This window comes from Bacillus cereus group sp. MG1 (genome assembly GCF_040460035.1).
Taxonomy (GTDB): Bacteria; Bacillota; Bacilli; order Bacillales; family Bacillaceae_G; genus Bacillus_A; species Bacillus_A cereus.
In genome coordinates, this window is record NZ_JARVGY010000001.1 from 3,906,518 (window position 1) to 3,930,483 (window position 23,966).

Sequence of the window (23,966 nt, forward strand, 5' to 3'; positions counted from 1 at the left end):
CAAAACTACAGAAAAAGAGTAAAGGGAGGACTTATGGAGCAAAAGCAACATCGAAAAGAAAGTGTTATTCATCTCATTTATCGTTTAGTTATGATTATTTTTGGAGCAGCATGCGCGGCGGTAGCAATTGAACTATTTTTAATGCCAAATAAAATTATTGATGGTGGAATTATTGGTATTTCTCTTATATTAGATTATCTTACTCCTAACATTTGGTGGTTAAGTTTTTCTACTTTAGTCGTTGTTCTCAATATCCCATTTATGTATTCCGGTTATAAGCAAATTGGAAAAACATTTATGTTATCTTCGACATTTGGTATTGTAGCATTAGCTTTCATTGAGTCAACGTTACATGCGGTACCACCATTTACAACAGAACCTATTTTAGCGACAGTGTTTGGTGGTCTTATTTTAGGTCTTGGTGTAGGACTTGTAATTCGTCATGGTGGATCGCTAGATGGAACTGAAATTATGGGGATTTTATTAACGAAGAAATTACCGTTCTCTGTTGGTGAATTCGTAATGTTTGTGAACTTATTTATTTTTGCATGGGCAGCATTTGTGTTTGGTGTGGAACAAGCGATGTATTCTGTTATGACGTACTATATCGCATTTAAAACGATCGATACAGTAATTCAAGGGCTAGATGAAACGAAGGCGGTTTTAATTGTATCTGATCAATATGAGGAAGTATCAAACGCGATTTTGCATCGTCTTGGCCGTGGAACTACAAAGCTTGTAGCGAAAGGTGGTTACACGGATAAAGAAAAAGAAGTTATTTATGCAGTTGTAACGCGTCTAGAAGTGACGAAGTTAAAATCAATTGTGCATGAAATTGATGAAAATGCGTTTGTTACGATTATGAGCACGCAAGAGACAAATGGTGGTAAGTTTAAATCGGCTATTCACTAAAAAGTTTATAGGAATATTTTTCGAAAGCAGAGAATTTTTCTCTGCTTTTTGTTATAATAGTAAGGTTTCTTGAAAAAATAGATATATTTTAGGCAGATTGGTTTACAACTATAATAAGCTGTACTATAATTCAAATAGATATAAATCGGAATCATTCTGAATTAAAATAGGTGAGATGCTATGAATAATATATTAGAAATTGAAGGTTTAACATTCCGATACGAAGATCGGAATGTGTTAGAAAATATTAATTTGCAAGTTCCGAAGGGAGCTTTTTTAGGTTTAGTGGGACCGAATGGTTCAGGTAAATCAACTTTACTTAAGTGTTTATTAGGTGTTTTAAAGCCAAAAGAAGGAAGCATTCGCGTGTTTGGCGTTGATAGTAAGAAGTTTAAGGAATGGAACAAAGTTGGTTATGTATCCCAAAAGGCAAATAGTTTCAATTCTGGTTTTCCAGCAACTGTTTCTGAAGTTGTGTCAATGGGACTTGTTTCGAAAAAAGGGCTTTTTCGCTTTTTCACAAAAGAGGATAAGAAAAAGGTAGAAAAAGCAATTGCTGATGTAGGGATGAGTGAGTTTCAAGGTCGTAACATTGGAGAGCTTTCTGGTGGACAGCAACAGCGTGTATTTATTGCTCGTGCGCTCGTTAGTGATCCTGAATTGCTTATTTTGGACGAGCCTACTGTTGGAATCGATGTGAAAAATGTGGAAAGTTTTTACGAAATATTAGAGGATTTAAACAAAAGGCTCGGGATCACATTAATTCTTGTTACTCATGATATGGGAGCTGTTACTGAAAAAGTAACACATGTTGCATGCCTAAACCAACATCTACATTTCCATGGGAATGTAGAGAAGTTCCGAGAGTTAGAAGATGCAGAAATGTCCGTCTTATATGGACATCATGTTCATCGTTTAGAACACGAACATGAGCATCACGGGAGGATATAATGATACAAGATTTTTTACAATATGACTTTTTACGTAATTCTTTATACGCAGGTATTTTAATTGGACTTGTTGCACCGTTAATTGGTGTGTTTGTTGTTATTCGTCGTTTATCTCTTATTGCGGATGCATTAAGTCACGTGACGTTATCGGGTATTGCAGCAAGTTTATTACTTGAAAAAACCATTTTTACAGGTGGGTTTTTAAACCCCTTATATATGGGGATGATTTTCTCGATTGGTGGAGCGCTACTAATCGAAAAGTTACGAACTGTATATAAGCACTATCAAGAATTAGCAATTCCAATTATCCTTTCGGCAGGGATGGGGGTTGGAGTTATTTTCATTTCACTTGCAAATGGATTTAACACAGACTTATTTAGTTATTTATTTGGTAGTGTCAGTGCTGTAACAAGTACAGATTTAATTATTATTGGGATTGTAGCAATTGTTGTTGTTGCGACAATTATTTTATTATATAAAGAGCTGTTTCTATTATCATTTGATGAGGAATACGCAGTATCAACTGGTTTAAGAGCGAAATGGATTCACTTTATTTTCATTATATTAGTTGCTCTTGTCATTGCAGTATCAATGCGTGTAGTGGGGGTTCTTCTTGTATCATCATTAATGACGTTACCAGTTGCAGCAAGTATTCGTATTGCTAAAGGATTTAAACAAACAATTTTCTTTTCCATTTTATTTGGTGAAATTGCAGTAATTGGTGGAATGTTTGCTTCGTATCAACTTGATCTAGCGCCAGGTGGTACAATTGTTATGATAGCAGTTCTTATTTTAATCGGTGCGATTTTATGGAAGAAGAAAAAAACTGCATAAAGTAGGGATAGGTATGAATCTAACAGAAGCTTTACGCCTAATGAAAGAAAAAGGATACAAACATACTGGAAAAAGAGAAGAGATGCTCAGATTATTTGCAGCACATAATCGTTATTTAACTGCGAAAGACGTTTTAGAGCATATGAAGGACGATTATCCAGGGCTTAGTTTTGATACGATTTATCGTAACTTAACAGTTTTTGCTGAGATTGGTGTTTTAGAACAAACGGAATTAAATGGTGAAAAACATTTTCGTTTTACTTGTTCTATTATGGAACATCATCATCATTTTATTTGTTTGGATTGTGGGGGAACGAAAGAGATTACTTCCTGTCCAATGGATTTTATGAATAAAGATTTTACCGGTTATGAAGTAACGGGGCATAAGTTTGAAATATATGGTCGTTGTCCAAAATGTGCAAAGTAAAAGCTCGTCGGTTATATAACTGACGAGCTTTTTTACGTAGAAAAGAAGGTTGCTCACAAATGTTGTGGCAACCTTCTTTTTATTGTTCTTGTGTCTCTTTTTCTTTTTCTCGTTCAGCAGCCATTTCAGCAGCAATTACGTCGATTTCTTTTTTCAGTTCTTCTACCATTGTTTCTTCTGGTACTTTACGAACGACTTGCCCTTTACGGAATAATAATCCCTCTCCACGTGCACCGGCAATACCGATATCAGCTTCACGAGCTTCACCAGGGCCATTTACAGCGCAACCAAGTACTGCAACTTTAATTGGTACTTGAAGTGTAGAGATGTATTCTTCCACTTCGTTAGCGATGCTAATTAAATCAATTTCAATACGACCACAAGTTGGACAAGAGATAAGTGTTGCTGCGTTAGACGCAAGACCGAATGATTTTAATAGTTCACGAGCAACTTTTACTTCTTCAACTGGATCAGCACTTAATGAAATACGTAGTGTATTTCCGATGCCTTTATTTAAGATTGCTCCAAGACCAGCAGCACTTTTTACAGTTCCGGCAAACAATGTTCCAGATTCTGTAATACCTAAATGTAATGGATAATCAAAAGCACGAGCAGCTTTCTCGTATGCTTCAATTGCTAAGTTAACATCAGAGGCTTTCATAGATACGATAATATCGTGGAAATCTAGGTCCTCTAAAATTTTAATATGATGTAGCGCGCTCTCAACCATACCATCTGCAGTTGGGTACCCGTACTTTTCTAAAATATGACGCTCTAATGAACCAGCGTTTACACCAATACGGATTGGAATACCGCGCTCTTTTGCTGCATTTACAACAGCTTCTACTTTATGGCGACGACCAATGTTACCTGGATTGATACGTACTTTATCAATGCTGCCTTCAATTGCTTTTAAAGCAAGGCGATAATCAAAATGAATATCAGCAACAAGTGGAATGTTGATTTGTTTTTTTATATCAGCAATAGCATCTGCTGCGCGTTCATCTGGAACGGCAACGCGGACGACTTGACAGCCGGCTTCTTCTAAACGCTTAATTTCAGCAACTGTTGCTTCAACATCATGTGTTTTTGTTGTTGTCATACTTTGTATAATTAATTCATTATTACCGCCGATTGTTAAATTACCGACTTTAACTGGACGTGTTTTTGTACGATGAGTCATTTCATTCACGAATAGATCGCTCTCCTTATAAAAGAAGTTTCTTATTTAGTCCCTCATATCAATGATAGTATACGTGATATAGGGCTATAGAAACCGAAGTACTCGGTTTCACTTTTACTATTGTATCAGCGCCTTTATGTAATTGACAAGGATTAAGTGATAGCTTATTGATATAAGGGGAATTTATAAGACTTTCCAATTTGTATTTTTGTAGCAGATGTACTTTTGTTTAATTGTTTAAAGTCGTCAATGACTTTTTCTATGGAAGGAATTTTTTTCTTGTTAATTTGTTCTGTAATAGAAAGAACTGTCTCACCAGTTTTTACTTCAATTGTTTTATAAGATACATCCGTTTCTTTTTCTGTTTTGTTCTCTTTATTCTGCTGACTGTCTGTGTTTTCTTTTTTAATCGTTTGAGCAGCAGTTGTTTTTTTATATGAACTTAACATCGGTAAAGTACCGATTTTTATATCGTAATAAAATATATAACCGAGAACAAGCACGAATAGGAATATACCTAATCTCTTCATATTCTTCACTCCTTTGCTAGGAATATATGCTTGTCCAAAAAAAAAATGCCTATTTAGGCATTTTTTTTCGTTCTTATTTTTCTTTCGGTTTTGGAACTTCTTTAATCGTTAAGTACAGAACAATTAAAACAACTGCGATATAGATGAATGTTGATCCAGGTACGACAATCTTACATGCATCCATAATCATAAAGAAGATTGTTGGGATTGTGTAGCTGTATGCAGTTAGTGTCCAAACTTGTTTATAGGATAGTTTACGTTGACCGCTCATAGCAGAACCGATGAACGCAAGTAAAGTCACACCTACAAAAGTGATGAATAATTGGAATAGGTACACTAAGAATCCAATAACAAATAATAAAATTGGATAAATATTATCGAATAAAGAAATAAATTCTTGTAGATCTTTTTTCTCAAGAGATGCACCTAACAAATCGTTATAAGAATACGTTTGTATTTGACCATTTCCCATAGAGACTACTTTATCTTTTAAAACAAATAAACCTGTTTTATTTTGATATTTTTCTAGGTCTGTTGAATTTGGATCAAATACGAAAAGTGCATTTCCTTCTTCTTTTTCAATAGGTTGATCAATATCGGCTTTTAGTTCGCCATTTTCAATTTTAAAATCAGGTAAATCTTTATCGATGACTTGATTTACCATGCTTACACCATCTTGGATAAAACTACCGTACAAAAAAGTTCTTGGAATAGTAGTAATTAAGCAAAGTAGCATAATATACAAAATGGTTTTACCGATTTTTTGAAAACGGAATAGCGCCATATCTTTAGGCGAGTATATGCTTTTTACGAATTGGGTAAATATGGACATAGATTCACTTCCTTTATGTATGTATAAAATCATTGTAACGTAGTAATCTAGAGAATCTCAAGATATATTATATTTACATATAGTGGAGATAACTAAATTTCTTTTATTAACTTTCTTCTTTTAAATAAGAAAAATACAATTGACACTTTTCTTTTCTATATGGTAAATTTATCTTACATTTCTTAAAGAGCATATCCGATAGGAATTCCTTTATTTGATATGTTGTTACATACATAATTGTGGACCCTTAGCTCAGCTGGTTAGAGCAGACGGCTCATAACCGTCCGGTCGTAGGTTCGAGTCCTACAGGGTCCATATCCATTTCACATGTTTATTATGTTAGCAGGAAGCTTCCTTGTAGAAGGAAGCTTTTTTTACGGAATATATGAGCATTTTAATTGAAAAGAAGTGGGGATTTTGCTACTTTAATGATAGCAAGACAATGTGATTTATTTGTTTGCACCCTATGGCAATTAGGGTAGAATGAAGTTGTATGTCACTTAAGTGGCAATACATAAACTGGGAGGAATATAACAATGGCAAAACACGAATTACCAAATTTACCTTATGCGTATGATGCTTTAGAGCCTCACTTTGACAAAGAAACAATGAACATCCATCATACAAAACATCACAACACGTACATTACAAACTTAAACGCTGCTTTAGAAGGTCATGCAGAATTAGCTGACAAAAGCGTAGAAGAATTAGTTGCAAACTTAAACGAAGTACCAGAAGCAATCCGTACAGCAGTACGTAACAATGGTGGCGGACATGCTAACCATACATTCTTCTGGACAATCCTATCTCCAAACGGCGGAGGACAACCTGTAGGTGAACTTGCAACTGCAATTGAAGCAAAATTCGGTAGCTTCGATGCATTCAAAGAAGAATTCGCAAAAGCTGGCGCAACTCGCTTCGGTTCTGGTTGGGCTTGGTTAGTAGTAAACAATGGTGAGTTAGAAGTAACAAGCACTCCAAACCAAGATTCTCCTTTAACTGAAGGTAAAACGCCAGTTATCGGTTTAGATGTTTGGGAGCATGCTTACTACTTAAACTACCAAAACCGTCGTCCAGACTACATCGGTGCATTCTGGAACGTTGTAGATTGGAACGCTGCTGAAAAACGTTACCAAGAAGCAAAATAATTGTAACAAATATAGAAAAAGCTAGGGGAGAGCCCCTAGCTTTTTTCTATGCTTTCCTTTTACATAATTGGGCTTGTCTTTGGAAGACTAGAACATGAAGTAAAGGAGAGTTGTGTATGAAATGGAAACATATAATTGGTGACGTTGAAGTGAATCGGGATTTAGTGTTATTGCTCCTTATAGGAGGTTTATACACGCTCGCAATTTCTTTATCGAATACGTTTGTAAATATTTATTTATGGAAACAAACACAAAATTATGTGAATCTTGGCTTGTATAATTTAGCCAGCGTGGTATTACAGCCTCTCACATTTCTTGTAGGGGGGAAATTAGCGAAACGTATCGATCGCTCGATTTTATTACGAATAGGGGTAGGAACGCTCGCAATTTTTTTTATCGTTGTCTTAGTAGCAGGGAAAAGTGCTTCTCAGTATATTCTATTAATGGGGGCTCTTTTAGGAGTAGGATACGGTTTTTACTGGTTGGCTTTTAACTTATTGACATTTGAAATTACAGAACCAGAAACAAGAGATTTCTTTAATGGGTTTCTTGGACTTCTTACATCCTTCTCTGGGATGATTGGACCAATAGCAGCAGGATACACAATTTCACGTATGGAGAAATGGAGTGGCTATACTGTTATATTCTTTCTTTCATTAGTTCTATTTGCAATTGCTGTCGTCTTAAGCTTCTTTTTATCTAAAAGAGAATGTGAAGGGCGTTATGAAATCGTGCAAGTATTGAAAGAACGACGGATTGATAAAAATTGGGGAAAGATTACACGAGCTCATTTTTTCCAAGGATTGAGAGAAGGGACGTTTATTTTTGTCATTTCAGTATATGTTTATTTAGCAACTAATAGTGAGTTCGCATTAGGGAAATACAGTTTAGTGAACTCTGCTGTATCCTTTGTATGTTATTACTTAGTTGCTCGTATGTTAAAGAAGGAGTGGCGAAAAAAAGCAATTTTACTTGGGGGCATTATTTTATATGCTGTCGTCTTTTTAGTTATTTTCAATGTTACATACACGAAATTACTTATTTATGCGGCATGTATTGCGATTGCATATCCTATTTTACTTGTTCCGTACGGATCAATGACATATGATGTAATTGGTAGAGCGAAAAATGCGAGAGAATGGCGTGTGGAATATGTCGTTGTTCGGGAGTTATGGTTAAACGCCGGAAGAATCTGTTCCATTTTAAGTTTTTTATGTGCTGTACTATTCTTTCCACCTGAAAAAAGTTTACCTTACTTATTATGTATTTTAGGTGCTGGACATTTTCTTATTTATTTTGCAGTTAAAAATGTCAAATATGATGAGGGAAATGCGAGTAAAACAAGTGTTGTAACGCAAGAGAACGCGCAAAACCAAACTGAACCAGAAGGTTAACTTCTCGTTTGTTTTATGCTAGAATAGAAAAAGATGTAAGACAGCAGTGAGGACACCTGTATGAGGGTGTCCCTTTCACATTACATAGCTGTTGGTAGAGGGGGTTTGTATGAGCAAGAAGCAGAAGCAAAATAAGAAAAAGACCCACGTTCCTTTTCGATTAAACGTGTTGTTTTTCTGCGTGTTTTTAATGTTCTCCGCGGTTATTGTAAGGCTCGGATATGTACAAATTGTTCGCGGTGAAGAATATAAGAATGAAGTGGAGAAGAAAGAAAACTCAACGATAAGTAATCCTGTACCGCGTGGGAAAATATTTGACCGTTATGGGCGACCTGTAGTAGATAATGCAGCCATTCGTACTATTACATTTACAAAAATGAAGGGATCAACTGCAGAGGATCGCTTAGAAACAGCGAAAAAGCTAGCAGATTTGATTGAAGTACCGACAGATAAATTAACAGATCGCGATAAAAAAGATTATTGGCTTGCTATGCATAAAGAGGAAGCTAAAGAAAAAATTACGAATAAAGATCGTCAAGAGTTTAAAGATAAAAAAATTGATGATAAAGAATTAGACGAGCGTCAGAGAAGTCGTGTAACAGAAGAAGAGATTAATCAATTATCCGCCAAAGATCTAGAAATACTAGCGATTAAGAGTAAGATGGACGGCGGATATGCAATGACACCTCAAGTTATTAAAAAGGATGCTACAGAAAAGGAATATTCGATTATTAGTGAAAACCTAGCAGCATTACCAGGTGTAGATACGAATGTTGATTGGGAGCGAAAATATACGTACGATGATTTATTCCGAAGTGTACTTGGTGGGGTGTCGACATCTGATGAAGGCTTACCGAGAGAAAGACTAGATTACTATCTTGTTCGTGATTACAATCGAAATGACCGAGTAGGAAAAAGTTATCTTGAACAACAGTATGAAGATAGCCTGCATGGTACGAAAGCAGAAGTTAGAAATGTTACAGATAAAAACGGTAATATTTTAGAAACGATTAATGTATCAAAAGGACAAAGTGGTAATGACCTGAACTTAACAATTGATATGGAATTACAAAAGCGCGTGGAAGATATTCTTGCGAAGAATTTAATGAGGTTTAAAGGAAGTGAACCTCTTTTAGATCGCGCATTTGTTGTAATGATGAACCCAAAAAATGGTGAAGTTTTATCTATGGCGGGGAAACAATTAGTTAACGAAGATGGTCAAACGAAAGTAAATGACTTTGCATTAGGTACCATGACAAGTTCTTATCCGATGGGGTCAACTGTAAAAGGTGCAACAGTACTTACTGGATATCAAACTGGTGCGATTCAACCAGGGGCAGTACAATTGGATGAACCAATTAAATTAAAAGGTACACCTACGAAGTCGTCTTGGAAAACGATGGGATACATTAATGACCTTACAGCTTTAAAAATGTCTTCTAACGTTTATATGTTTAAAACAGCGATGAATATCGCCGGTGTTCCATATGTGAGAGGTGGTACGTTAGATATACCTCAAAAAGCATTTGATACGATGCGTTATTATTTCGGACAGTTTGGACTTGGTGTAAAAACAGGAATTGATTTACCGAATGAATCTGCTGGTCAGATGGGTAAGAGTAGTCAACCAGGTTTCTTACTAGATTTATCAATTGGACAGTATGATACGTATACACCGCTTCAATTAGCGCAATATATTTCGACGATTGCCAATGGCGGATATCGTATGCAACCACAAGTTGTAAAAGAAATTCGTCAACCGGCAGTGAAACCAGATGAAGTTGGGAAAGTTGTTCAATCTATGGAACCGAAAGTATTAAATCGTATTGATATGCCGGAATCGCAAATTAAACGCGTTCAAGAAGGATTTAGACAAGTGTATAATGATTCAGGTGGTACAGCTACAAAGTACTTTACAGGTGCAAAATATAAAGCTGCTGGGAAAACTGGTACAGCTCAAACTGTGTATGGTGGAGATAAAGAGATTGGTAGAAATGCAAAAGGTGAACGTGTGGAAACATATAACTTAACATTAGTAGGTTATGCGCCACTTGAAGATCCAGAAGTAGCATTCTCTGTTGTCGTTCCATGGGTACATGATGATAAGACTGGTATTAATGGATATATTGGTCGTGAAATTATGGACGCTTACTTTGATTTGAAAAACAAAGAAGTAAATGGTGAAGCTCCAAAAGATGATAAAGACAATAAAAACAAAGATCAAGATGATGAATAAAAAAGTTGTAAAAAAGCACACTATATGAAATAATCTGTACCCTTTGTAAAGGACATTTTGAAAAAAGTTAGGCAACATCAAGAAGATGGTTTCTGTATCCAACAGGAGTCATCTTTTTTAAATTCCATTGATATCTATAATGATTATAATACGTCATATATTTCTTAATCTCTTGTTTCAATTCATTAAAGGACACGCAAGGTTTTATATGAGCTTCATCTTTCAGATGACCAAAAAATGATTCTTGTGGGGCGTTATCCCAACAGTTTCCTCTTCTTGACATGGATTGTCCTAGGTTTAGCTTTTTAACTAGCTTTTGATAGGTAGGGCTTGTGTAGTGGGATCCTTGATCTGAATGAATATAAGCACCTTCAGTCAATCGAATCCGCGGATTCCTTTTTAGTTTATGGAGAGTTGTCGTTACGAGCTCTAATGTCATCTGTTCTGAAACATGGTAAGCTAAAATTTCATTAGTTGAGCCGTCTAAAATTGTAGATAAATAGGCCCTTTGATTCTTACCGTAAACTAAATAGGTGATATCTGTAAGAAGTGTTTTCCCTGGGGTATTTTGTTTAAATTCCCGATTTAATTGATTTGGTACTATTCGATGTTCTTTTGTAGCTTTAAGCATTCTTTTATAAGGATTCGCTTTGCGAACCGGACAGATAATCTCGTATTTCTTCATAATTCTACGGATACGCTTTAAATTGTAGACAACTTGAAACTGACCCGCCAATGTCATCTTTATCTGACGAGCCCCTTTGTTTCTATTTCTAAATCGAAGTGCTTTTAATATGGTTTCCTTCAAGATTTCATCTCGATCACTCTTTTGTTTCCGTTGTTCTTGAGATGAAACTGAAAAGTAATTATAGTATCCCGAACGGGATACACCAGCTACTTTACACAAATGACTGACCATATTCCTTAAGTTGTATTTCATGATGACAGAACGAATCAAGATGAATTTCTGACTAGGTGGTAGTGTTATTTCCTTCTCATCCTCCCTTCCATAAGTTTGATTTTTTTTAGCAATTCGTTTTCCGCCTTTAGTAAGTTTCGTTCGGCTTCTAAACGGGCATACTTTTCTTCTAACGTAAGCTCTCTCTCAAGAGTTCTTCCAGCGTTTTCGATACGTGTATCCCTTAAACCCAATACACCATTTTTTCTATAAGCAGCACGCCATCTACTTCCCGATGACATAACTCGTTTCATTCCAATCATATCTATATCAAAACCACATTCTTCAAAAATATTTCGAGGTAGCTTTCCTTTTTCATTTTCCTCAATAAAAATATGCTTAAATTCCTCTGTATAAGTGATACCTTTCTGACTTACAGATTTTACGTATAGGTTATTTGATAGAATTTGAATTTCTCTTTCTGTAAATAGTTTTTTTGTCATTTTCAACATTCTCCGATCCCAATTTTCCTTTTATTATACAAGAAATACCCTATAGAATAGACTTTTTTCAAGTGTCTATTCTATAGGGTACATTTTAGAAAAGATAGTGTGCTTTTTTTTATGGTTTATGCATATCGTGTAATAAATGTGGACAAGTATACAACATTTAAAAAACGCGGCCCTATAAATGATACTTGTATATGGTGGGATAGGGGATAAATATTTTATAGGGAAATCATCAGAGGAAATGAATAGCTACTACTGAATTAAAATTGTATCGTATGTTGATTTTTGTGGAACTTTACAAAACTTTTACAAACAATTAAAACCGAATTAATAGTTTAGCAGTATTCTTATATCTGTAATCCTGTTATTTCCGGTTACTTCTAGGAGGAAGAACACGTGAAATGGATGCATACACCGATTAAGATTTTCGTATTATCAATATGGTTCCTCTGTTTTGAAATGTCTACTGCATTTGCTTTAAATGATACGGGAGAAGTGAGAGTTGATGGATCCTCAACGGTTTTTCCTATTATAGAAGCAGTAGCGGAGGAATATACAAAGGTGCATCCAGACGTGAAAATTTCCATCAGTATTTCTGGAACTGGGGGAGGATTTAATCGTTTCAGTAAAGGAGAAGTAGATATAAATAATGCTTCGAGAGTAATGAAACAAGTCGAGAAAAATGAAATGAAGAAAAACTCTATTCAGTTCACACCTTTTGAGGTTGCTAACGACGGTCTTACGATTGTTGTGAATCGCCATAATACATGGGTAGACGATATGTCAGTAGACGAGTTACGACTACTTTGGAGTGAAAATGGAAGAGAGAAGCGATGGTCACAAATTCATTCAACATGGCCACGTGAACAAGTGAAGTTTTATGCACCAGGCGTAGACTCTGGTACGTATGATTATTTTCAAAATGTCATCTTACAAAATCATCGCATTGTAAAAAAAGTCTCTTTGTCTGAAGATGATCAAGTTATTATGCAAGGGGTAATGAATGATAAACATGCCATTGCTTTTGTAGGATATGCTTATTATATGGCTAATCGAGATAAGGTGAAAGCAATAAAAGTAAATGGTGTATTTCCGACGAAAGAGACCATTCAATCAGGTAAGTATAAGCCGTTATCTAGGCCGCTACTTGCTTATGTGAATAATGCATCTATCCGAAATAAAATGAATGTAGCAAACTATGTTGAGTTTATGATTCAGCATGTCGGTAACCTCGCTGAAGAGGTCGGGTATGTAAAATTACGAAAAGAAAAATACAATGAACAGCTGCGTATGTTAACAGAAATAAAAAGGTAATGTCAGGGTGGAAAGGGGTTTTCATCTTTGGCTCATAATGACAAAAGTCAAATTACATTTTCTGTACAACATTTGATTGAAAGAAATACAAAACAAAGAAAAAAAAAGCAGCGAATCAATCGAATAGTGCCTTTATTACTAAAAATAATTGCTAGCGTTTCTATTGTGACGACACTTGGAATTGTTTTTACGCTCTCTAATGAAACAATCATGTTTTTTCAAAAAATATCATTATACTCCTTTTTGACGGAGAAAGAATGGTTACCATTTTTTGAAGACCCTAAATTCGGTATATTACCACTCATATGTGGAACGTTCCTTATAACTGCAATTGCTATGTTTGTAGCAATTCCTATCGGTTTAGCGTGTGCCGTATTTTTAAGCGAATATGCTTCAAATAGTGCACGGAAAATATTAAAGCCGATGTTAGAGCTATTAGCAGGTATCCCGACAATTGTATATGGTTTTTTTGCATTAACAATTGTTACGCCGCTTTTACAAAGGCTTATACCAGATTTACAGTTTTTTAATGCGATTAGTCCAGGAATCGTTATCGGATTTATGATGATGCCTACAGTTGCATCTCTATCTGAAGACGCGATGAGAGCTGTGTCGAAAGGGACGAAAGAAGCTTCATTAGCACTCGGAGCGACGCGGTTTGAAATGGTAAAACAAGTGGTGTTTCCGTCCGCTTTTACAGGGATTATGGCAGCAATTATATTAGCGGCTTCTCGTGCAATTGGTGAAACGATGATTGTTGTAATTGCAGCAGGATCCACACCGAATGTATCGCTTGATCCGACACATTCTATTCAAACGTTAACAGCCTATATTGTGCAAGTAAGTTTAGGTGATGCTCCGCATGGAACGATTACGTATTACAGCATGTATGCTGTAGGTGCAACGTTATTTTTGTTTACCTTTATTATGAACATCATTTCGCAGTCTATTATGCGCCGTTTTAGGAGGATGACATAATATGCGAATGTTGAATCATAAAAAAATACAAAAAAACATGGCATCACGCTTTTTAAAAGATCGAATTTACAAATTGTTATTTTATATAGCAATTTTATTTTCAATGGTAATTTTGTTTTTGTTACTGTTTCAAATTGTTGAAAAAGGTATAAGTTATCTTTCAATAAATTTCTTTACAAATTTCGCTTCACGTAATCCGAAAGAAGCTGGTATTGCTGCAGCTTTGTCAGGGACAATATTATTTATGAGTATTGTTATACCTGTTTCTTTTATATTTGGAGTTGGAACAGCACTTTATTTAGAGCAATATGCGAAGGAATCTCTATTTAAAAAAATAATAGAGATTAATAATCAAACGTTAGCAGGAGTACCATCCGTTGTATTTGGATTGCTTGGTTTAACTATTTTTGTATATGCTCTTCATTTAGGAGAGAGTATAGTTGCAGCAGCACTGACGATGAGTCTACTCGTTTTACCAACAGTTGTTGTGGCGAGTCAAGAAGCAATTCGATCAGTACCAAGTGTATTATTAGAGGGTTCTTACGGATTAGGTGCTACGAAGTGGCAAACGATGTATCAAATTGTATTGCCATATGCTTTCCCAGGGATTATAACGGGCTGTACGTTAGCGATATCAAGAGCAATTGGAGAAGCTGCACCACTATTAGTTATTGGGGCACTTGCGTTTGCAAATTATGTTCCATTTAGTATGTTTGATAGATTTACAGTTCTACCAATTCAAATTTTTAATTGGATGAGTAGGCCACAAGAAGAATTTCAGTATGTAGCAGCAGCTGGGATGATTGTTTTGTTAGGTTTGTTGCTATTTATTAATATATTTGTTTTATGGTTACGAAATCGAAAATAAGTTGGAAGTGGATGAAAGGGGAATTCAAATGGTAGCAACAGTAGTAAATGTACAGGTGAAAAACGAAGAGAAAATCGAGACTGCGCCAAAGAAGGTAGTATTTGATACGAAAAACTTAAATTTATGGTATGGGGAAGACCATGCTTTAAAAGATATTAATTTAAGTATTCATGAGAATGAAGTTACAGCCATTATCGGTCCAAGTGGCTGTGGTAAATCAACTTACTTAAAAACATTAAATCGCATGGTAGAATTAGTACCGATTGTTCGAACTACAGGTGTAATTGAATATAGAGAACGCAATATATTTGATAAATCATATCCAGTTGAAGAATTAAGAACGCATGTAGGAATGGTGTTCCAAAAGCCAAATCCATTTCCAAAATCTATTTATGAGAATGTAGCATACGGTCCAAAAATCCATGGTATTCGTGACAAAAAGACATTAGATGAAATTGTTGAAAAAAGTTTACGTGGAGCAGCGATTTGGGATGAGTTAAAAGATCGTTTGCACGATAATGCATACGGTTTATCTGGTGGACAGCAACAGCGTCTATGCATCGCACGCTGCTTAGCTATTGAGCCAGACGTTATTTTAATGGATGAGCCAACATCGGCATTAGACCCAATTTCAACATTAAAAGTAGAAGAATTAATTCAAGAGCTAAAGAAAGATTTTAGTATTGTTATCGTAACGCATAATATGCAACAAGCAGCGCGTATTTCAGACAAAACAGCTTTCTTCTTAAGCGGGGAAGTTGTGGAGTATACAGATACAAACAAATTATTTACGACTCCTTCAGATAAGCGTACAGAAGATTATATTACAGGTCGCTTTGGTTGATATCGTTTCAAAGCTAAGAGCAAATGCCCTCTTAACAGAGGGCATTTCTTATTTTATCTTACTGTTAATAGAGAACTAATACTTCTCCTTATCTTAAGGTTTATTACAAGCGCAAGAGGCTATGTAGGAGATTTACCCCGCTATTTGCGGGCAGTAAGACCCCCACCTTAAAATTTAGCGAAAGCAAAGAAGTTAGGGAGGGGATCTTGCTGCCTATCAAATCCCGATTGATGAGGGTTGATTAAAGTTTCACTTTTATATAATGGCACATAATATTGAGGGGGAAGAAAAATGGTAAGAGAACAGTTTCAAGGTGATTTAAAAGCGTTACAGCAAAAGGTGATCGAGCTTGGAGAATTAGCAAATGCGGCTTTATTGATGGCTATGGAAGGTCTGCATACAAGGGATGTAGAGAAAGCGTTAGAGGTCATTGATGGTGATTACCGCATGGATAATTTAGAAGAGGAAATAAACGATCTTGCGCTTATGCTCATTACGAAGCAGCAACCTGTAGCAAGTGACTTAAGAAGGATTTTTATTTCAATTAAAACAGCGACAGATTTAGAGCGTATTGCAGATCATGCTGTTAATATTGCAAAGGCTACAATTCGTCTTGGGGAAAAAGAAGTGGCTGTTAGTTTGCACAACCTGGATGAAATGTTTGCGGTTGCAAATGAGATGTTGCATTTAGCGCTAGAAGCATATGAACAAGAAAATTTAACTTTTGCGAAACAAATTGCTGAAATGGATGATTCCGTTGATGAAATATATGGAAAAGCAATTCGTGAGTTTATATCGTCGGTTCCGGAACAACCAGAAGCAATTACGCAAATTACACAATTATCATTTGTCGCGAGATATATTGAGCGTGTAGCAGATCATATTACAAATATTGCTGAAAATGTCTTTTATTTAGTAAAAGGAAAGCATTATTTATTGAATGAGTAGGAATAAAAGCAGGTGATGAGAAATCACCTGCTTTTTTTAGTCAAAACATGACAAAAAAAACTCGTTGTTTCCTTTAGTTTATGATGATAAGATGTATCATAATGTAATGGAAAAATTAGTATATATGTTTGTCGTTAATAAGTATTATTTACCAATTTATAGTAAGCGCTTTCTTGTTGTTTGAAACATACGTTTTTATAGGTGAGAAATTTAATTATATGGTCTTCTAAATGAGGATTTGTTTAACTAATCAAGTTTATGCTGCTAGTTCATGTGGGATAGGGAATATACATATGGTATATGGAGTTACTGAACATTATATAAGTGGAGGCTGAAGTATATGAAGGGGGTTATTTTAGCTGGAGGAAAAGGAAGACGCCTTAGACCATTAACATGCAATACTCCAAAGCCGATGTTACCATTATTAGAAAAACCAGTTTTAGAATATAATATTGAGTTATTACGTCAGCATGGTATTCGTGAAATTGCAATTACTGTTCAATATATGAGTACGACCATTAAGCAATATTTTGGTGACGGTAGTAAATGGGGAGTTAACTTGTATTATTTTGAAGACTCTCCTCCGCTTGGCACAGCAGGGAGTATTAAACAAGCAGAACAATTTTTAGATGAAACATTTGTTGTGATAAGCGGGGATGCATTAACTGACTTTCAATTATCAGAAGGAATTAGGTTTCATGAACAAAAGAAAAGAATGGTAACAATGTTTGTGAAAGAAGTAGAAAATCCACTCTCATTTGGATTGGTTGTAATGAATAAAAACCAGGAGGTTACACGATATATAGAAAAGCCGGGCTGGAATGAGGTAGTATCTAATGTTGTGAATACAGGCATATATATTATGGAGCCAGAAATCTTTTCTTACATACCGCCTAGGCAATTTTTTGATTTCAGTCATGATGTGTTTCCATTATTGGCAAACAAAAATTTGTTATTCGCATATTTGTCAGAAGGTTATTGGTTAGATATCGGCACATTTAATCAATATCGACAAGCACAATTTGATTTGTTAACGAAAAAGTTACAAGTACCTATTCCTTATACAGAAGTATTACCTATGGTATGGATGGGGGAAGGGGTGACGATTGGTAAAGGGACGAAAATTCATGGCCCCTCTTTTATTGGAGAAGGAGCAAAGATTGGTACAGGAGCTGTAATTGAGCCATATTCTATTATTGGGAAAAATAGTATCGTTTCAAGTTATTCTCATCTTCAAAAAAGTATTGTTTTTGCGAATGCCCACATTGGGAAGTATTGTGAACTATTAGAAACGACAATAGGAGAGCGTACAATAGTTGAAGATGATGTTACACTGTTTCAAAAAAGTGTTGTAGCGGATCACTGTCATATCGGGAGAAGTACGGTAATTAAGCAAAAAGGAAAACTATGGCCTTATAAGGCGATTGATAGTCATTCGATAGTAGGAGCGGCTGGTATTCAAGAGAGTGAAATGAGTGCAGGGTGGTTACAAAAAAGCCGCATTGTAGGAAGAGGGAATGTTGAAATTACTCCCCAGTTTATCGTGAAGATTGCGATGGCGTATGGTTCTCTTTTTGAAAAAGGAGAAAGTATATTAATTGGAAGTCAAGAAAATATAGAAACAACCTCTTATAAAAATTTATTTTTACATGCTATTCATGGTATAGGGATTCATACGATGGAATGTAAAGAAATGAACGAGTCACTTTTTCAATATAGTGTTCATCATTTGCAATGTGCAGGTGGTGTTTTCATTCAAGTGGAGAATGAGAATGAGATTGTTATAAAGTTATACGGTCAAGCTGGCATGCCGTTAACGTATAAGCAGCAAAAAGAGATAGAACAAATATATATGTCCGAATTGTTTTATTACGTGCAGGAGAAAGAAATGGGGCGTAATAAGCTCGTTCATGTTTCTATGAATGAGTATATAGAAGTTATATTGGAGCATATTGATATCGAGAAAATACAGATGCAGAAGTTTCATCTTCTTATTAATAAGAGAAATGATACGTTGCAACATTTACTTATGCTCTTTCTGCAAAGACTTGGTTGTACAGTTACATGGATTTATGCAAGCGAACAAAAAGATCATGTGAAAGCTTTGATGAAATCAAGTAAAGCGAATATGGCTCTTATGTTTTCGGAGAAAGGAAATCATTTCGAGTTATACGATAAACATAGTAATATTTACCAAGGTACAGATTTTGAAGAGGTAGATATTCCAGATTTCTTGCTCGAATCGACAGGAAATATTTACCCAATGTCTTTGAAGTTAGGAGAATGTTATCTTCTATTTTATACGCAGGATGAAAGAAAATCGTTTCAAGTGAGGTGGAAGCGAGATATTTTATATCGGATTGGAAAATTATTCGAGCTAATAGCATTGCAAGGAAAAACGTTTCTCAGCATAGTAGAGCAATCACCTCCGCTCTATTTACTTTATGATGAAGTGGTATGTTCATGGAATGAAAAAGGGGAAATTATGAGGAAATTATTGGATGATATAGAAAGGAAGGGAGAAGGGATATTTGAAGGAGTGCAGTTCAAATATACTGAAAAAGAGTGGTCTTATATCGTTTCTGACATAAAACAACCAAAATTTTTGGTGTATTCACATGCTAGAAACCCAGTAATAGCAAGGGAAAATATGAAAAATCTTATAGAAAAAATTAGACAATATCAAAAGGTGTAGAATTTTTATTTTAAAAGTGGTATTATAGTATAGTCTGATTTAAGTTATTAGTACTGGAGGGAAATAAGAATGCGTGTGAATATTACTCTAGCATGTACAGAATGCGGAGATCGTAACTATATCTCAAAGAAAAATAAACGTAACAACGCTGAGCGTATCGAGCTTAAAAAGTATTGCAAGCGTGACAAGAAGTCTACGTTACACCGTGAAACAAAGTAAGCAGTAGGAATATTTTCCTACTGTTTCTTTTTTTATTCGATTCCTATGTTAAAAGTGATACACTATCAGCATAGAGTAAAGTGTCACTGTAAGGGGGAGAATGTGTGAAAGCAGAGAAAGTACGTTTGCGTAAACAAATAATAGAACACATGAATTCTTTATCAGAAGAACAGTATACAACTTTATCAGAACAGATTGTATTTTCGTTGTATGCGCAAAAAGAGTGGGTTGAAGCTAAAACAATTGGAATTACTCTTTCAATGGAAAATGAAGTGAATACATATCCTATTATCGAAAAAGCTTGGGAAGAAGGAAAGAAAGTTGTAGTTCCTAAGTGTAATAAAGGAACAAGAACGATGTCCTTCCGGCAAATTAATAATTTTGATCAATTAGAAACGGTGTATATGAATTTACGTGAACCGATTCCCGGGCTTACGGAAGAAGTGAATATGGATGAAATTGATCTTCAAATTGTCCCAGGCGTAGCTTATACAGAACGAGGAGAGCGAATTGGGTACGGCGGTGGCTATTATGATCGTTATCTCGTGCATTATAAAGGGAAAACGCTGTCATTAGCGTATGATTTTCAAATGGTAAAACACATTCCGGTAGAGCCATTTGATAAAAACATAGAAAAAATTATTACAGAAAAAGGAACACTGCTTACAAATAAGCTTGTATAGACAAATAAAAATTGACGAGACTTTTTCTTCTTGATTATAATAAAATATGTGAACGTTTTCTTATTATAATTTTTTATAGTAAGTGAGCATAGAGGGTGATGAAATGGTATCTATTTATGATATTCAGCAATTGCTAAAGAAATTTGGTACGATTATTTATACGGGAGATCGAATTGCAGATTTACAATTAATGCAAGATGAATTGCGTGAATTAAATCAATCACAGCTAATCGATCCACAAGACTATCAAACAGCTTTATTTTTATTGAAGCAAGAAATTCAAAAAGAGCTAAATAAGAATTAGATAAAGGTAGGTAAGCAACATGGAAGAGAAATGGTTAGTTGGTGTTGACCTTGGTGGTACAACGATTAAATTAGCATTTATTAATGTGTACGGTGAAATTTTACATAAGTGGGAAATCCCTACGAATACAGGTGAGCAAGGAAAACATATTACACTTGATGTTGCGAAAGCAATTGATAAAAAGCTAGAAGAATTAGGCGAATTGAAGAGCAAGTTAATTGGTATTGGTATGGGAGCTCCTGGTCCTGTACATGTGGCGTCTGGAATGATTTATGAAGCGGTTAATTTAGGATGGAAAAACTATCCGCTAAAAGATTTATTAGAAGTAGAAACAGGATTACCTGTTGTTATTGATAATGATGCAAACTTAGCAGCGCTTGGTGAAATGTGGAAAGGTGCTGGTGAAGGTGCAAAAGATTTAATCTGTATGACACTTGGTACGGGCGTTGGTGGTGGTGTAATCGCCAATGGTGAGATTGTACACGGCGTGAGTGGTGCTGCTGGTGAGATTGGACATATTACAGTCGTTACAGAAAATGCTTTCCCATGTAATTGCGGGAAGTCTGGTTGCTTAGAAACAGTAGCATCTGCGACAGGTATTGTACGTGTTGCTATGCAAAAAATACAAGAGACTAATAAAGAGAGCATGTTGCGTTCTATGTTAGCTGAAGAAGGACGTATTACATCAAAAGATGTCTTTGAAGCACTTGGACAAGGTGATGAATTAGCAGGTGAAGTAGTAGAAAAAGTAGCCTCTTATTTAGGATTAGCTGTAGCGAACCTTTCTAGTACATTGAACCCAGAGAAAATTGTTATTGGTGGAGGCGTGTCTAAAGCTGGAGATGCGCTATTAGAACCAATTCAACGCTATTTCGAGCAATACGCTTTCTCACGTGCTGTAAAGAGCACGAAGTTAGCTATTGCAACACTTGGTAATGATGCAGGTGTTATCGGAGGAGCTTGGCTTGTAAAAAAGCACAAATACGAAGCGAAGATGATATAAGTTGTGAAATATGAAAAGAGGAAGGGGGAACCCTTCCTCTTTTTGTGTGAAATCTCGATGAAGAATAAAGTGTAAACGAATTAAGCTGCTGGTGGATACCCGTTATATAGAACAGTCATGATCGTAAACCATCCGAAAACGAGTACAGTTGCAATTGCAAAGCCGCTCGCGAAAAAGTTTTTTTCACGAAGTGTTCTAAGCGTAGCAAATACAGCTAACAGAGTGACAAGTGTAAAAATAATAACAAGGCCCATACAATATCCTCCTCTGTCTACCCATTTCTTATTATGAGTTTTTGGAATATTTACTCTTTTATATTGTACATGTTTTAAAAATGATTGTCGAGATAGCATCCTTTCTTTTCCTCAGAGAAAGAAATGTTGTATCATTAAAAGTAAGTTTAATAACTGGAGGAGATTTTCATATGAAATGGATACAAATGCCGTTAGGCCCATTACAAACGAATGCTTATATTTTAATGAACGATCAAAAAGAGTGCATTATCTTTGACCCTGGTCATGAAGGTGAAAAGCTCGTTACATATTTACAAGAAGAACAATTAAAACCATTAGCTGTTTTATTAACACATGCTCACTTTGATCATATCGGTGCTGTTGATGCGGTAAGAGACACTTTTCATATTCCTGTGTATGTACATAAAGAAGAAGCAGATTGGTTAGGAGATGCAACTGTAAACGGCTCTCAAATTTTTATGATGAACCGCAGTATTACAGCAAAACCAGCGGATCATATTATTGATGCAGAAGGTACATTAACAATTGGATCATTTAATTTTGAAATTTTTGAGACACCAGGACATTCTCCAGGAAGTATTTCTTATTATAGTAAAGAGGCGAATGCTGTATTCTCAGGAGATGTATTGTTCCAAATGAGCATTGGAAGAACAGATTTACCTGGTGGAAGTTTCGCTGAATTAATTGGAAGTATTGAAGAGAAATTATTTGTATTACCAGATGAAACAGCGGTTTTATGTGGACATGGTCCAGAAACAAGCATTGGCTTTGAAAAAGAAAATAATCCGTTTTTACAATAAGGAGTCATTATGGGAATGGAGCTCATTTTAAGAGAATGGATGGGGAAAGAAAAGGATTATTCAATTTCATATAGTACGTATATGAACCTTGTATTGTATACAGAAGGTCATGGATATTATATGAAAGAACGTGAAAAGATTGGAAGACAAGGGGATTTTTTTACAAGTAGCAACGTATCCTCTGTGTTTGCAAAAACTTTTGCTAAACTTTTTATTCGTCTTGTTGAAAATGGTGAAGTTGCTCCGAATATTTGTGAAATTGGCGGAGGAACAGGGAAGTTTGCCTATGATGTTTTACAAGAATGGAAGCAATTATCTCCAAAAACCTTTATTGATCTAAACTATTCAATGATTGAAGTGAGCCCTTTTCATAGAAAATTACAGCAGGAGCACCTTGGCTCATTTTCTAATGTATCGTACTATACCTCCTATAGTGAAATGGGAGATTCTTTCGAGGGAATTCTTTTTTCGAATGAGTTGTTTGATGCATTTCCTGTTGAAATAATTGAGAAAAGAAATGGTATGTTGTATGAAGTACGTATTACATATACAGAGGAAGGAAACCTTTCAGAAGTATGTAGGCCGTTAGATAAAAGAATTGGTCGCTATTTATTGAAATATAATATTCATATTGCTGAAGGGCAACGTTTTGAAGTACCAATTGTGATGGAGGAGTATATAAAAGAAATTGCGAAATGGTTTCAAAAAGGTATATGTATTACAGTTGATTACGGATACACAAAAGAAGAATGGATGTATCCAGCACACCGTGAAGGAAGTTTGCGAGGGTATTATCAGCATAAGCTAATACGTAACCCACTAGCGCATCCAGGTGAAATGGATCTTACTACTCATATTCATTGGGACGAGCTAAAGGAGATGTTTAGTATGCAAGGAATGAGTGCAGTATGGCATAAGAAACAATCTGAGTTCTTGTTAGCTGCAGGGATATTAGAACAGCTTACGAGCCATCAAGATATGAATCCTTTTTCTGAAACGCAAAAACAAAATCGAGCCGTTCGTTCTATGATTTTGAATGGAGGAGTAGGGAGTGCATTTGATGTTGTTATACATACAAAAGATATGCAACATTTACATTTGGATCGATATGTAACAATATAAAAAAACAAGACACAGTATATACTGTGTCTTGTTTTTTAATACGACTTATGTAGTATTATATATTTCCTCTCATGATATATA

The 23,966-nt window shown here is 35.4% G+C and carries 24 protein-coding genes and 1 tRNA gene; 20 read left to right on the plus strand and 5 right to left on the minus strand.

What is annotated here, in order from left to right:
* The first annotated feature begins 33 nt into the window (after positions 1-33).
* The 4 genes from QCI79_RS20640 to QCI79_RS20655 all read left to right on the plus strand — a co-directional run bounded on the left by QCI79_RS20640 (position 34) and on the right by QCI79_RS20655 (position 3,123).
* On the plus strand, positions 34-912 hold the full coding sequence (locus tag QCI79_RS20640) for a YitT family protein (protein ID WP_000435963.1): 879 nt from the start codon (positions 34-36) through the stop codon (positions 910-912).
* 180 nt (positions 913-1,092) lie between these two features.
* Positions 1,093-1,863, plus strand: coding sequence for a metal ABC transporter ATP-binding protein (locus QCI79_RS20645; RefSeq protein WP_001059662.1), 771 nt, complete (start codon positions 1,093-1,095; stop codon positions 1,861-1,863).
* Complete coding sequence (locus QCI79_RS20650) at positions 1,863-2,696, plus strand: metal ABC transporter permease (protein WP_000613815.1); 834 nt, start codon at positions 1,863-1,865, stop codon at positions 2,694-2,696. Before QCI79_RS20645 ends, QCI79_RS20650 begins: the two co-directional genes overlap by 1 nt.
* Before the next feature lie 13 nt (positions 2,697-2,709).
* Positions 2,710-3,123 (plus strand): Fur family transcriptional regulator, encoded by a 414-nt coding sequence (locus QCI79_RS20655; RefSeq protein WP_001054516.1) that lies wholly within the window; start codon positions 2,710-2,712, stop codon positions 3,121-3,123.
* 79 nt (positions 3,124-3,202) lie between these two features.
* Here the strand turns inward: QCI79_RS20655 and ispG are convergent, their stop codons facing one another.
* The 3 genes from ispG to yqgB all read right to left on the minus strand — a co-directional run bounded on the left by ispG (position 3,203) and on the right by yqgB (position 5,668).
* Positions 3,203-4,306 (minus strand): flavodoxin-dependent (E)-4-hydroxy-3-methylbut-2-enyl-diphosphate synthase, encoded by a 1,104-nt coding sequence (gene ispG, locus QCI79_RS20660; RefSeq protein ID WP_161512286.1) that lies wholly within the window; start codon positions 4,304-4,306, stop codon positions 3,203-3,205.
* A gap of 164 nt (positions 4,307-4,470) precedes the next feature.
* A complete protein-coding gene (yqfZ, locus tag QCI79_RS20665) occupies positions 4,471-4,836 on the minus strand; it encodes a protein YqfZ (RefSeq protein ID WP_000825416.1) in 366 nt (121 codons plus the stop codon).
* Between the two features lie 73 nt (positions 4,837-4,909).
* Positions 4,910-5,668 (minus strand): protein YqgB, encoded by a 759-nt coding sequence (gene yqgB, locus QCI79_RS20670; RefSeq protein WP_000021899.1) that lies wholly within the window; start codon positions 5,666-5,668, stop codon positions 4,910-4,912.
* A gap of 241 nt (positions 5,669-5,909) precedes the next feature.
* Between yqgB and QCI79_RS20675 the strand changes: the two genes are divergently transcribed.
* The 4 genes from QCI79_RS20675 to QCI79_RS20690 all read left to right on the plus strand — a co-directional run bounded on the left by QCI79_RS20675 (position 5,910) and on the right by QCI79_RS20690 (position 10,446).
* Positions 5,910-5,983, plus strand: a tRNA-Ile gene (locus QCI79_RS20675).
* A 221-nt stretch (positions 5,984-6,204) separates the two neighbouring features.
* The gene (sodA, locus tag QCI79_RS20680; protein ID WP_001052031.1) at positions 6,205-6,816 is read left to right on the plus strand and encodes a superoxide dismutase [Mn]; all 612 of its coding nucleotides are present in this window, start codon (positions 6,205-6,207) and stop codon (positions 6,814-6,816) included.
* 116 nt (positions 6,817-6,932) lie between these two features.
* Positions 6,933-8,210: an MFS transporter gene (locus QCI79_RS20685; RefSeq protein ID WP_000871385.1), complete on the plus strand. Its 1,278-nt coding sequence runs from the start codon at positions 6,933-6,935 to the stop codon at positions 8,208-8,210.
* A gap of 109 nt (positions 8,211-8,319) precedes the next feature.
* On the plus strand, positions 8,320-10,446 hold the full coding sequence (locus QCI79_RS20690) for a peptidoglycan D,D-transpeptidase FtsI family protein (RefSeq protein WP_000038982.1): 2,127 nt from the start codon (positions 8,320-8,322) through the stop codon (positions 10,444-10,446).
* A gap of 67 nt (positions 10,447-10,513) precedes the next feature.
* Here QCI79_RS20690 and QCI79_RS20695 read toward each other — a convergent pair.
* Positions 10,514-11,856 (minus strand): IS3 family transposase gene (locus tag QCI79_RS20695; protein WP_087942833.1). Its coding sequence is split into 2 segments (ribosomal slippage): positions 10,514-11,475 and positions 11,475-11,856, totalling 1,344 coding nucleotides; the frame shifts between segments, so codons are not numbered across the junction.
* Positions 11,857-12,249: 393 nt separating this feature from the next.
* Here QCI79_RS20695 and QCI79_RS20700 point away from each other — a divergent pair.
* From QCI79_RS20700 to glcK, 10 genes are all read left to right on the plus strand, one after another.
* Positions 12,250-13,167, plus strand: coding sequence for a PstS family phosphate ABC transporter substrate-binding protein (locus tag QCI79_RS20700; protein ID WP_000871805.1), 918 nt, complete (start codon positions 12,250-12,252; stop codon positions 13,165-13,167).
* Positions 13,168-13,194: 27 nt separating this feature from the next.
* Entirely contained in the window at positions 13,195-14,145 is a 951-nt protein-coding gene (gene pstC / locus QCI79_RS20705; RefSeq protein ID WP_000940895.1) for a phosphate ABC transporter permease subunit PstC, read from the plus strand.
* A 1-nt stretch (position 14,146) separates the two neighbouring features.
* Complete coding sequence (gene pstA, locus QCI79_RS20710) at positions 14,147-15,013, plus strand: phosphate ABC transporter permease PstA (protein ID WP_001242564.1); 867 nt, start codon at positions 14,147-14,149, stop codon at positions 15,011-15,013.
* 28 nt (positions 15,014-15,041) lie between these two features.
* On the plus strand, positions 15,042-15,857 hold the full coding sequence (gene pstB / locus QCI79_RS20715; RefSeq protein ID WP_000226681.1) for a phosphate ABC transporter ATP-binding protein: 816 nt from the start codon (positions 15,042-15,044) through the stop codon (positions 15,855-15,857).
* 291 nt (positions 15,858-16,148) lie between these two features.
* Positions 16,149-16,805 carry a phosphate signaling complex protein PhoU gene (gene phoU / locus QCI79_RS20720; RefSeq protein WP_000251243.1) on the plus strand — a complete coding sequence of 219 codons (657 nt, stop codon included), beginning with the start codon at positions 16,149-16,151 and terminating at the stop codon, positions 16,803-16,805.
* Between the two features lie 340 nt (positions 16,806-17,145).
* Positions 17,146-19,500, plus strand: coding sequence for a sugar phosphate nucleotidyltransferase (locus QCI79_RS20725; protein WP_000679343.1), 2,355 nt, complete (start codon positions 17,146-17,148; stop codon positions 19,498-19,500).
* A gap of 69 nt (positions 19,501-19,569) precedes the next feature.
* On the plus strand, positions 19,570-19,719 hold the full coding sequence (gene rpmG / locus QCI79_RS20730) for a 50S ribosomal protein L33 (protein WP_001265616.1): 150 nt from the start codon (positions 19,570-19,572) through the stop codon (positions 19,717-19,719).
* Between the two features lie 104 nt (positions 19,720-19,823).
* Positions 19,824-20,402, plus strand: coding sequence for a 5-formyltetrahydrofolate cyclo-ligase (locus QCI79_RS20735; RefSeq protein ID WP_000642753.1), 579 nt, complete (start codon positions 19,824-19,826; stop codon positions 20,400-20,402).
* A 103-nt stretch (positions 20,403-20,505) separates the two neighbouring features.
* A complete protein-coding gene (locus QCI79_RS20740; protein WP_000253699.1) occupies positions 20,506-20,706 on the plus strand; it encodes a YqgQ family protein in 201 nt (66 codons plus the stop codon).
* 19 nt (positions 20,707-20,725) lie between these two features.
* A complete protein-coding gene (gene glcK, locus QCI79_RS20745; protein WP_000391701.1) occupies positions 20,726-21,709 on the plus strand; it encodes a glucokinase in 984 nt (327 codons plus the stop codon).
* 80 nt (positions 21,710-21,789) lie between these two features.
* Here glcK and QCI79_RS20750 read toward each other — a convergent pair whose 3' ends face one another.
* Positions 21,790-21,963, minus strand: coding sequence for a DUF2759 domain-containing protein (locus QCI79_RS20750; protein WP_000524852.1), 174 nt, complete (start codon positions 21,961-21,963; stop codon positions 21,790-21,792).
* Between the two features lie 170 nt (positions 21,964-22,133).
* On the opposite strand from QCI79_RS20750, the gene QCI79_RS20755 reads away from it, so the two are divergent.
* Both QCI79_RS20755 and QCI79_RS20760 read left to right on the plus strand, forming a co-directional pair.
* Positions 22,134-22,763: an MBL fold metallo-hydrolase gene (locus QCI79_RS20755; RefSeq protein ID WP_000871233.1), complete on the plus strand. Its 630-nt coding sequence runs from the start codon at positions 22,134-22,136 to the stop codon at positions 22,761-22,763.
* Positions 22,764-22,772: 9 nt separating this feature from the next.
* Positions 22,773-23,885, plus strand: coding sequence for a class I SAM-dependent methyltransferase (locus QCI79_RS20760; RefSeq protein WP_000525140.1), 1,113 nt, complete (start codon positions 22,773-22,775; stop codon positions 23,883-23,885).
* The last annotated feature ends 81 nt before the right edge of the window (positions 23,886-23,966 follow it).

What these genes read in the sequence shown, in the direction of transcription:
- QCI79_RS20640 (WP_000435963.1), top strand. Translation starts at nt 34, where the DNA reads ATGGAGCAAAAGCAACATCGAAAAGAAAGTGTTATTCATCTCATTTAT.
- QCI79_RS20645 (WP_001059662.1), top strand. Translation starts at nt 1,093, where the DNA reads ATGAATAATATATTAGAAATTGAAGGTTTAACATTCCGATACGAAGAT.
- QCI79_RS20650 (WP_000613815.1), top strand. Translation starts at nt 1,863, where the DNA reads ATGATACAAGATTTTTTACAATATGACTTTTTACGTAATTCTTTATAC.
- QCI79_RS20655 (WP_001054516.1), top strand. Translation starts at nt 2,710, where the DNA reads ATGAATCTAACAGAAGCTTTACGCCTAATGAAAGAAAAAGGATACAAA.
- ispG (WP_161512286.1), bottom strand. Translation starts at nt 4,306, where the DNA reads ATGACTCATCGTACAAAAACACGTCCAGTTAAAGTCGGTAATTTAACA.
- yqfZ (WP_000825416.1), bottom strand. Translation starts at nt 4,836, where the DNA reads ATGAAGAGATTAGGTATATTCCTATTCGTGCTTGTTCTCGGTTATATA.
- yqgB (WP_000021899.1), bottom strand. Translation starts at nt 5,668, where the DNA reads ATGTCCATATTTACCCAATTCGTAAAAAGCATATACTCGCCTAAAGAT.
- sodA (WP_001052031.1), top strand. Translation starts at nt 6,205, where the DNA reads ATGGCAAAACACGAATTACCAAATTTACCTTATGCGTATGATGCTTTA.
- QCI79_RS20685 (WP_000871385.1), top strand. Translation starts at nt 6,933, where the DNA reads ATGAAATGGAAACATATAATTGGTGACGTTGAAGTGAATCGGGATTTA.
- QCI79_RS20690 (WP_000038982.1), top strand. Translation starts at nt 8,320, where the DNA reads ATGAGCAAGAAGCAGAAGCAAAATAAGAAAAAGACCCACGTTCCTTTT.
- pstA (WP_001242564.1), top strand. Translation starts at nt 14,147, where the DNA reads ATGCGAATGTTGAATCATAAAAAAATACAAAAAAACATGGCATCACGC.
- pstB (WP_000226681.1), top strand. Translation starts at nt 15,042, where the DNA reads ATGGTAGCAACAGTAGTAAATGTACAGGTGAAAAACGAAGAGAAAATC.
- phoU (WP_000251243.1), top strand. Translation starts at nt 16,149, where the DNA reads ATGGTAAGAGAACAGTTTCAAGGTGATTTAAAAGCGTTACAGCAAAAG.
- QCI79_RS20725 (WP_000679343.1), top strand. Translation starts at nt 17,146, where the DNA reads ATGAAGGGGGTTATTTTAGCTGGAGGAAAAGGAAGACGCCTTAGACCA.
- rpmG (WP_001265616.1), top strand. Translation starts at nt 19,570, where the DNA reads ATGCGTGTGAATATTACTCTAGCATGTACAGAATGCGGAGATCGTAAC.
- QCI79_RS20740 (WP_000253699.1), top strand. Translation starts at nt 20,506, where the DNA reads ATGGTATCTATTTATGATATTCAGCAATTGCTAAAGAAATTTGGTACG.
- glcK (WP_000391701.1), top strand. Translation starts at nt 20,726, where the DNA reads ATGGAAGAGAAATGGTTAGTTGGTGTTGACCTTGGTGGTACAACGATT.
- QCI79_RS20750 (WP_000524852.1), bottom strand. Translation starts at nt 21,963, where the DNA reads ATGGGCCTTGTTATTATTTTTACACTTGTCACTCTGTTAGCTGTATTT.
- QCI79_RS20755 (WP_000871233.1), top strand. Translation starts at nt 22,134, where the DNA reads ATGAAATGGATACAAATGCCGTTAGGCCCATTACAAACGAATGCTTAT.
- QCI79_RS20760 (WP_000525140.1), top strand. Translation starts at nt 22,773, where the DNA reads ATGGGAATGGAGCTCATTTTAAGAGAATGGATGGGGAAAGAAAAGGAT.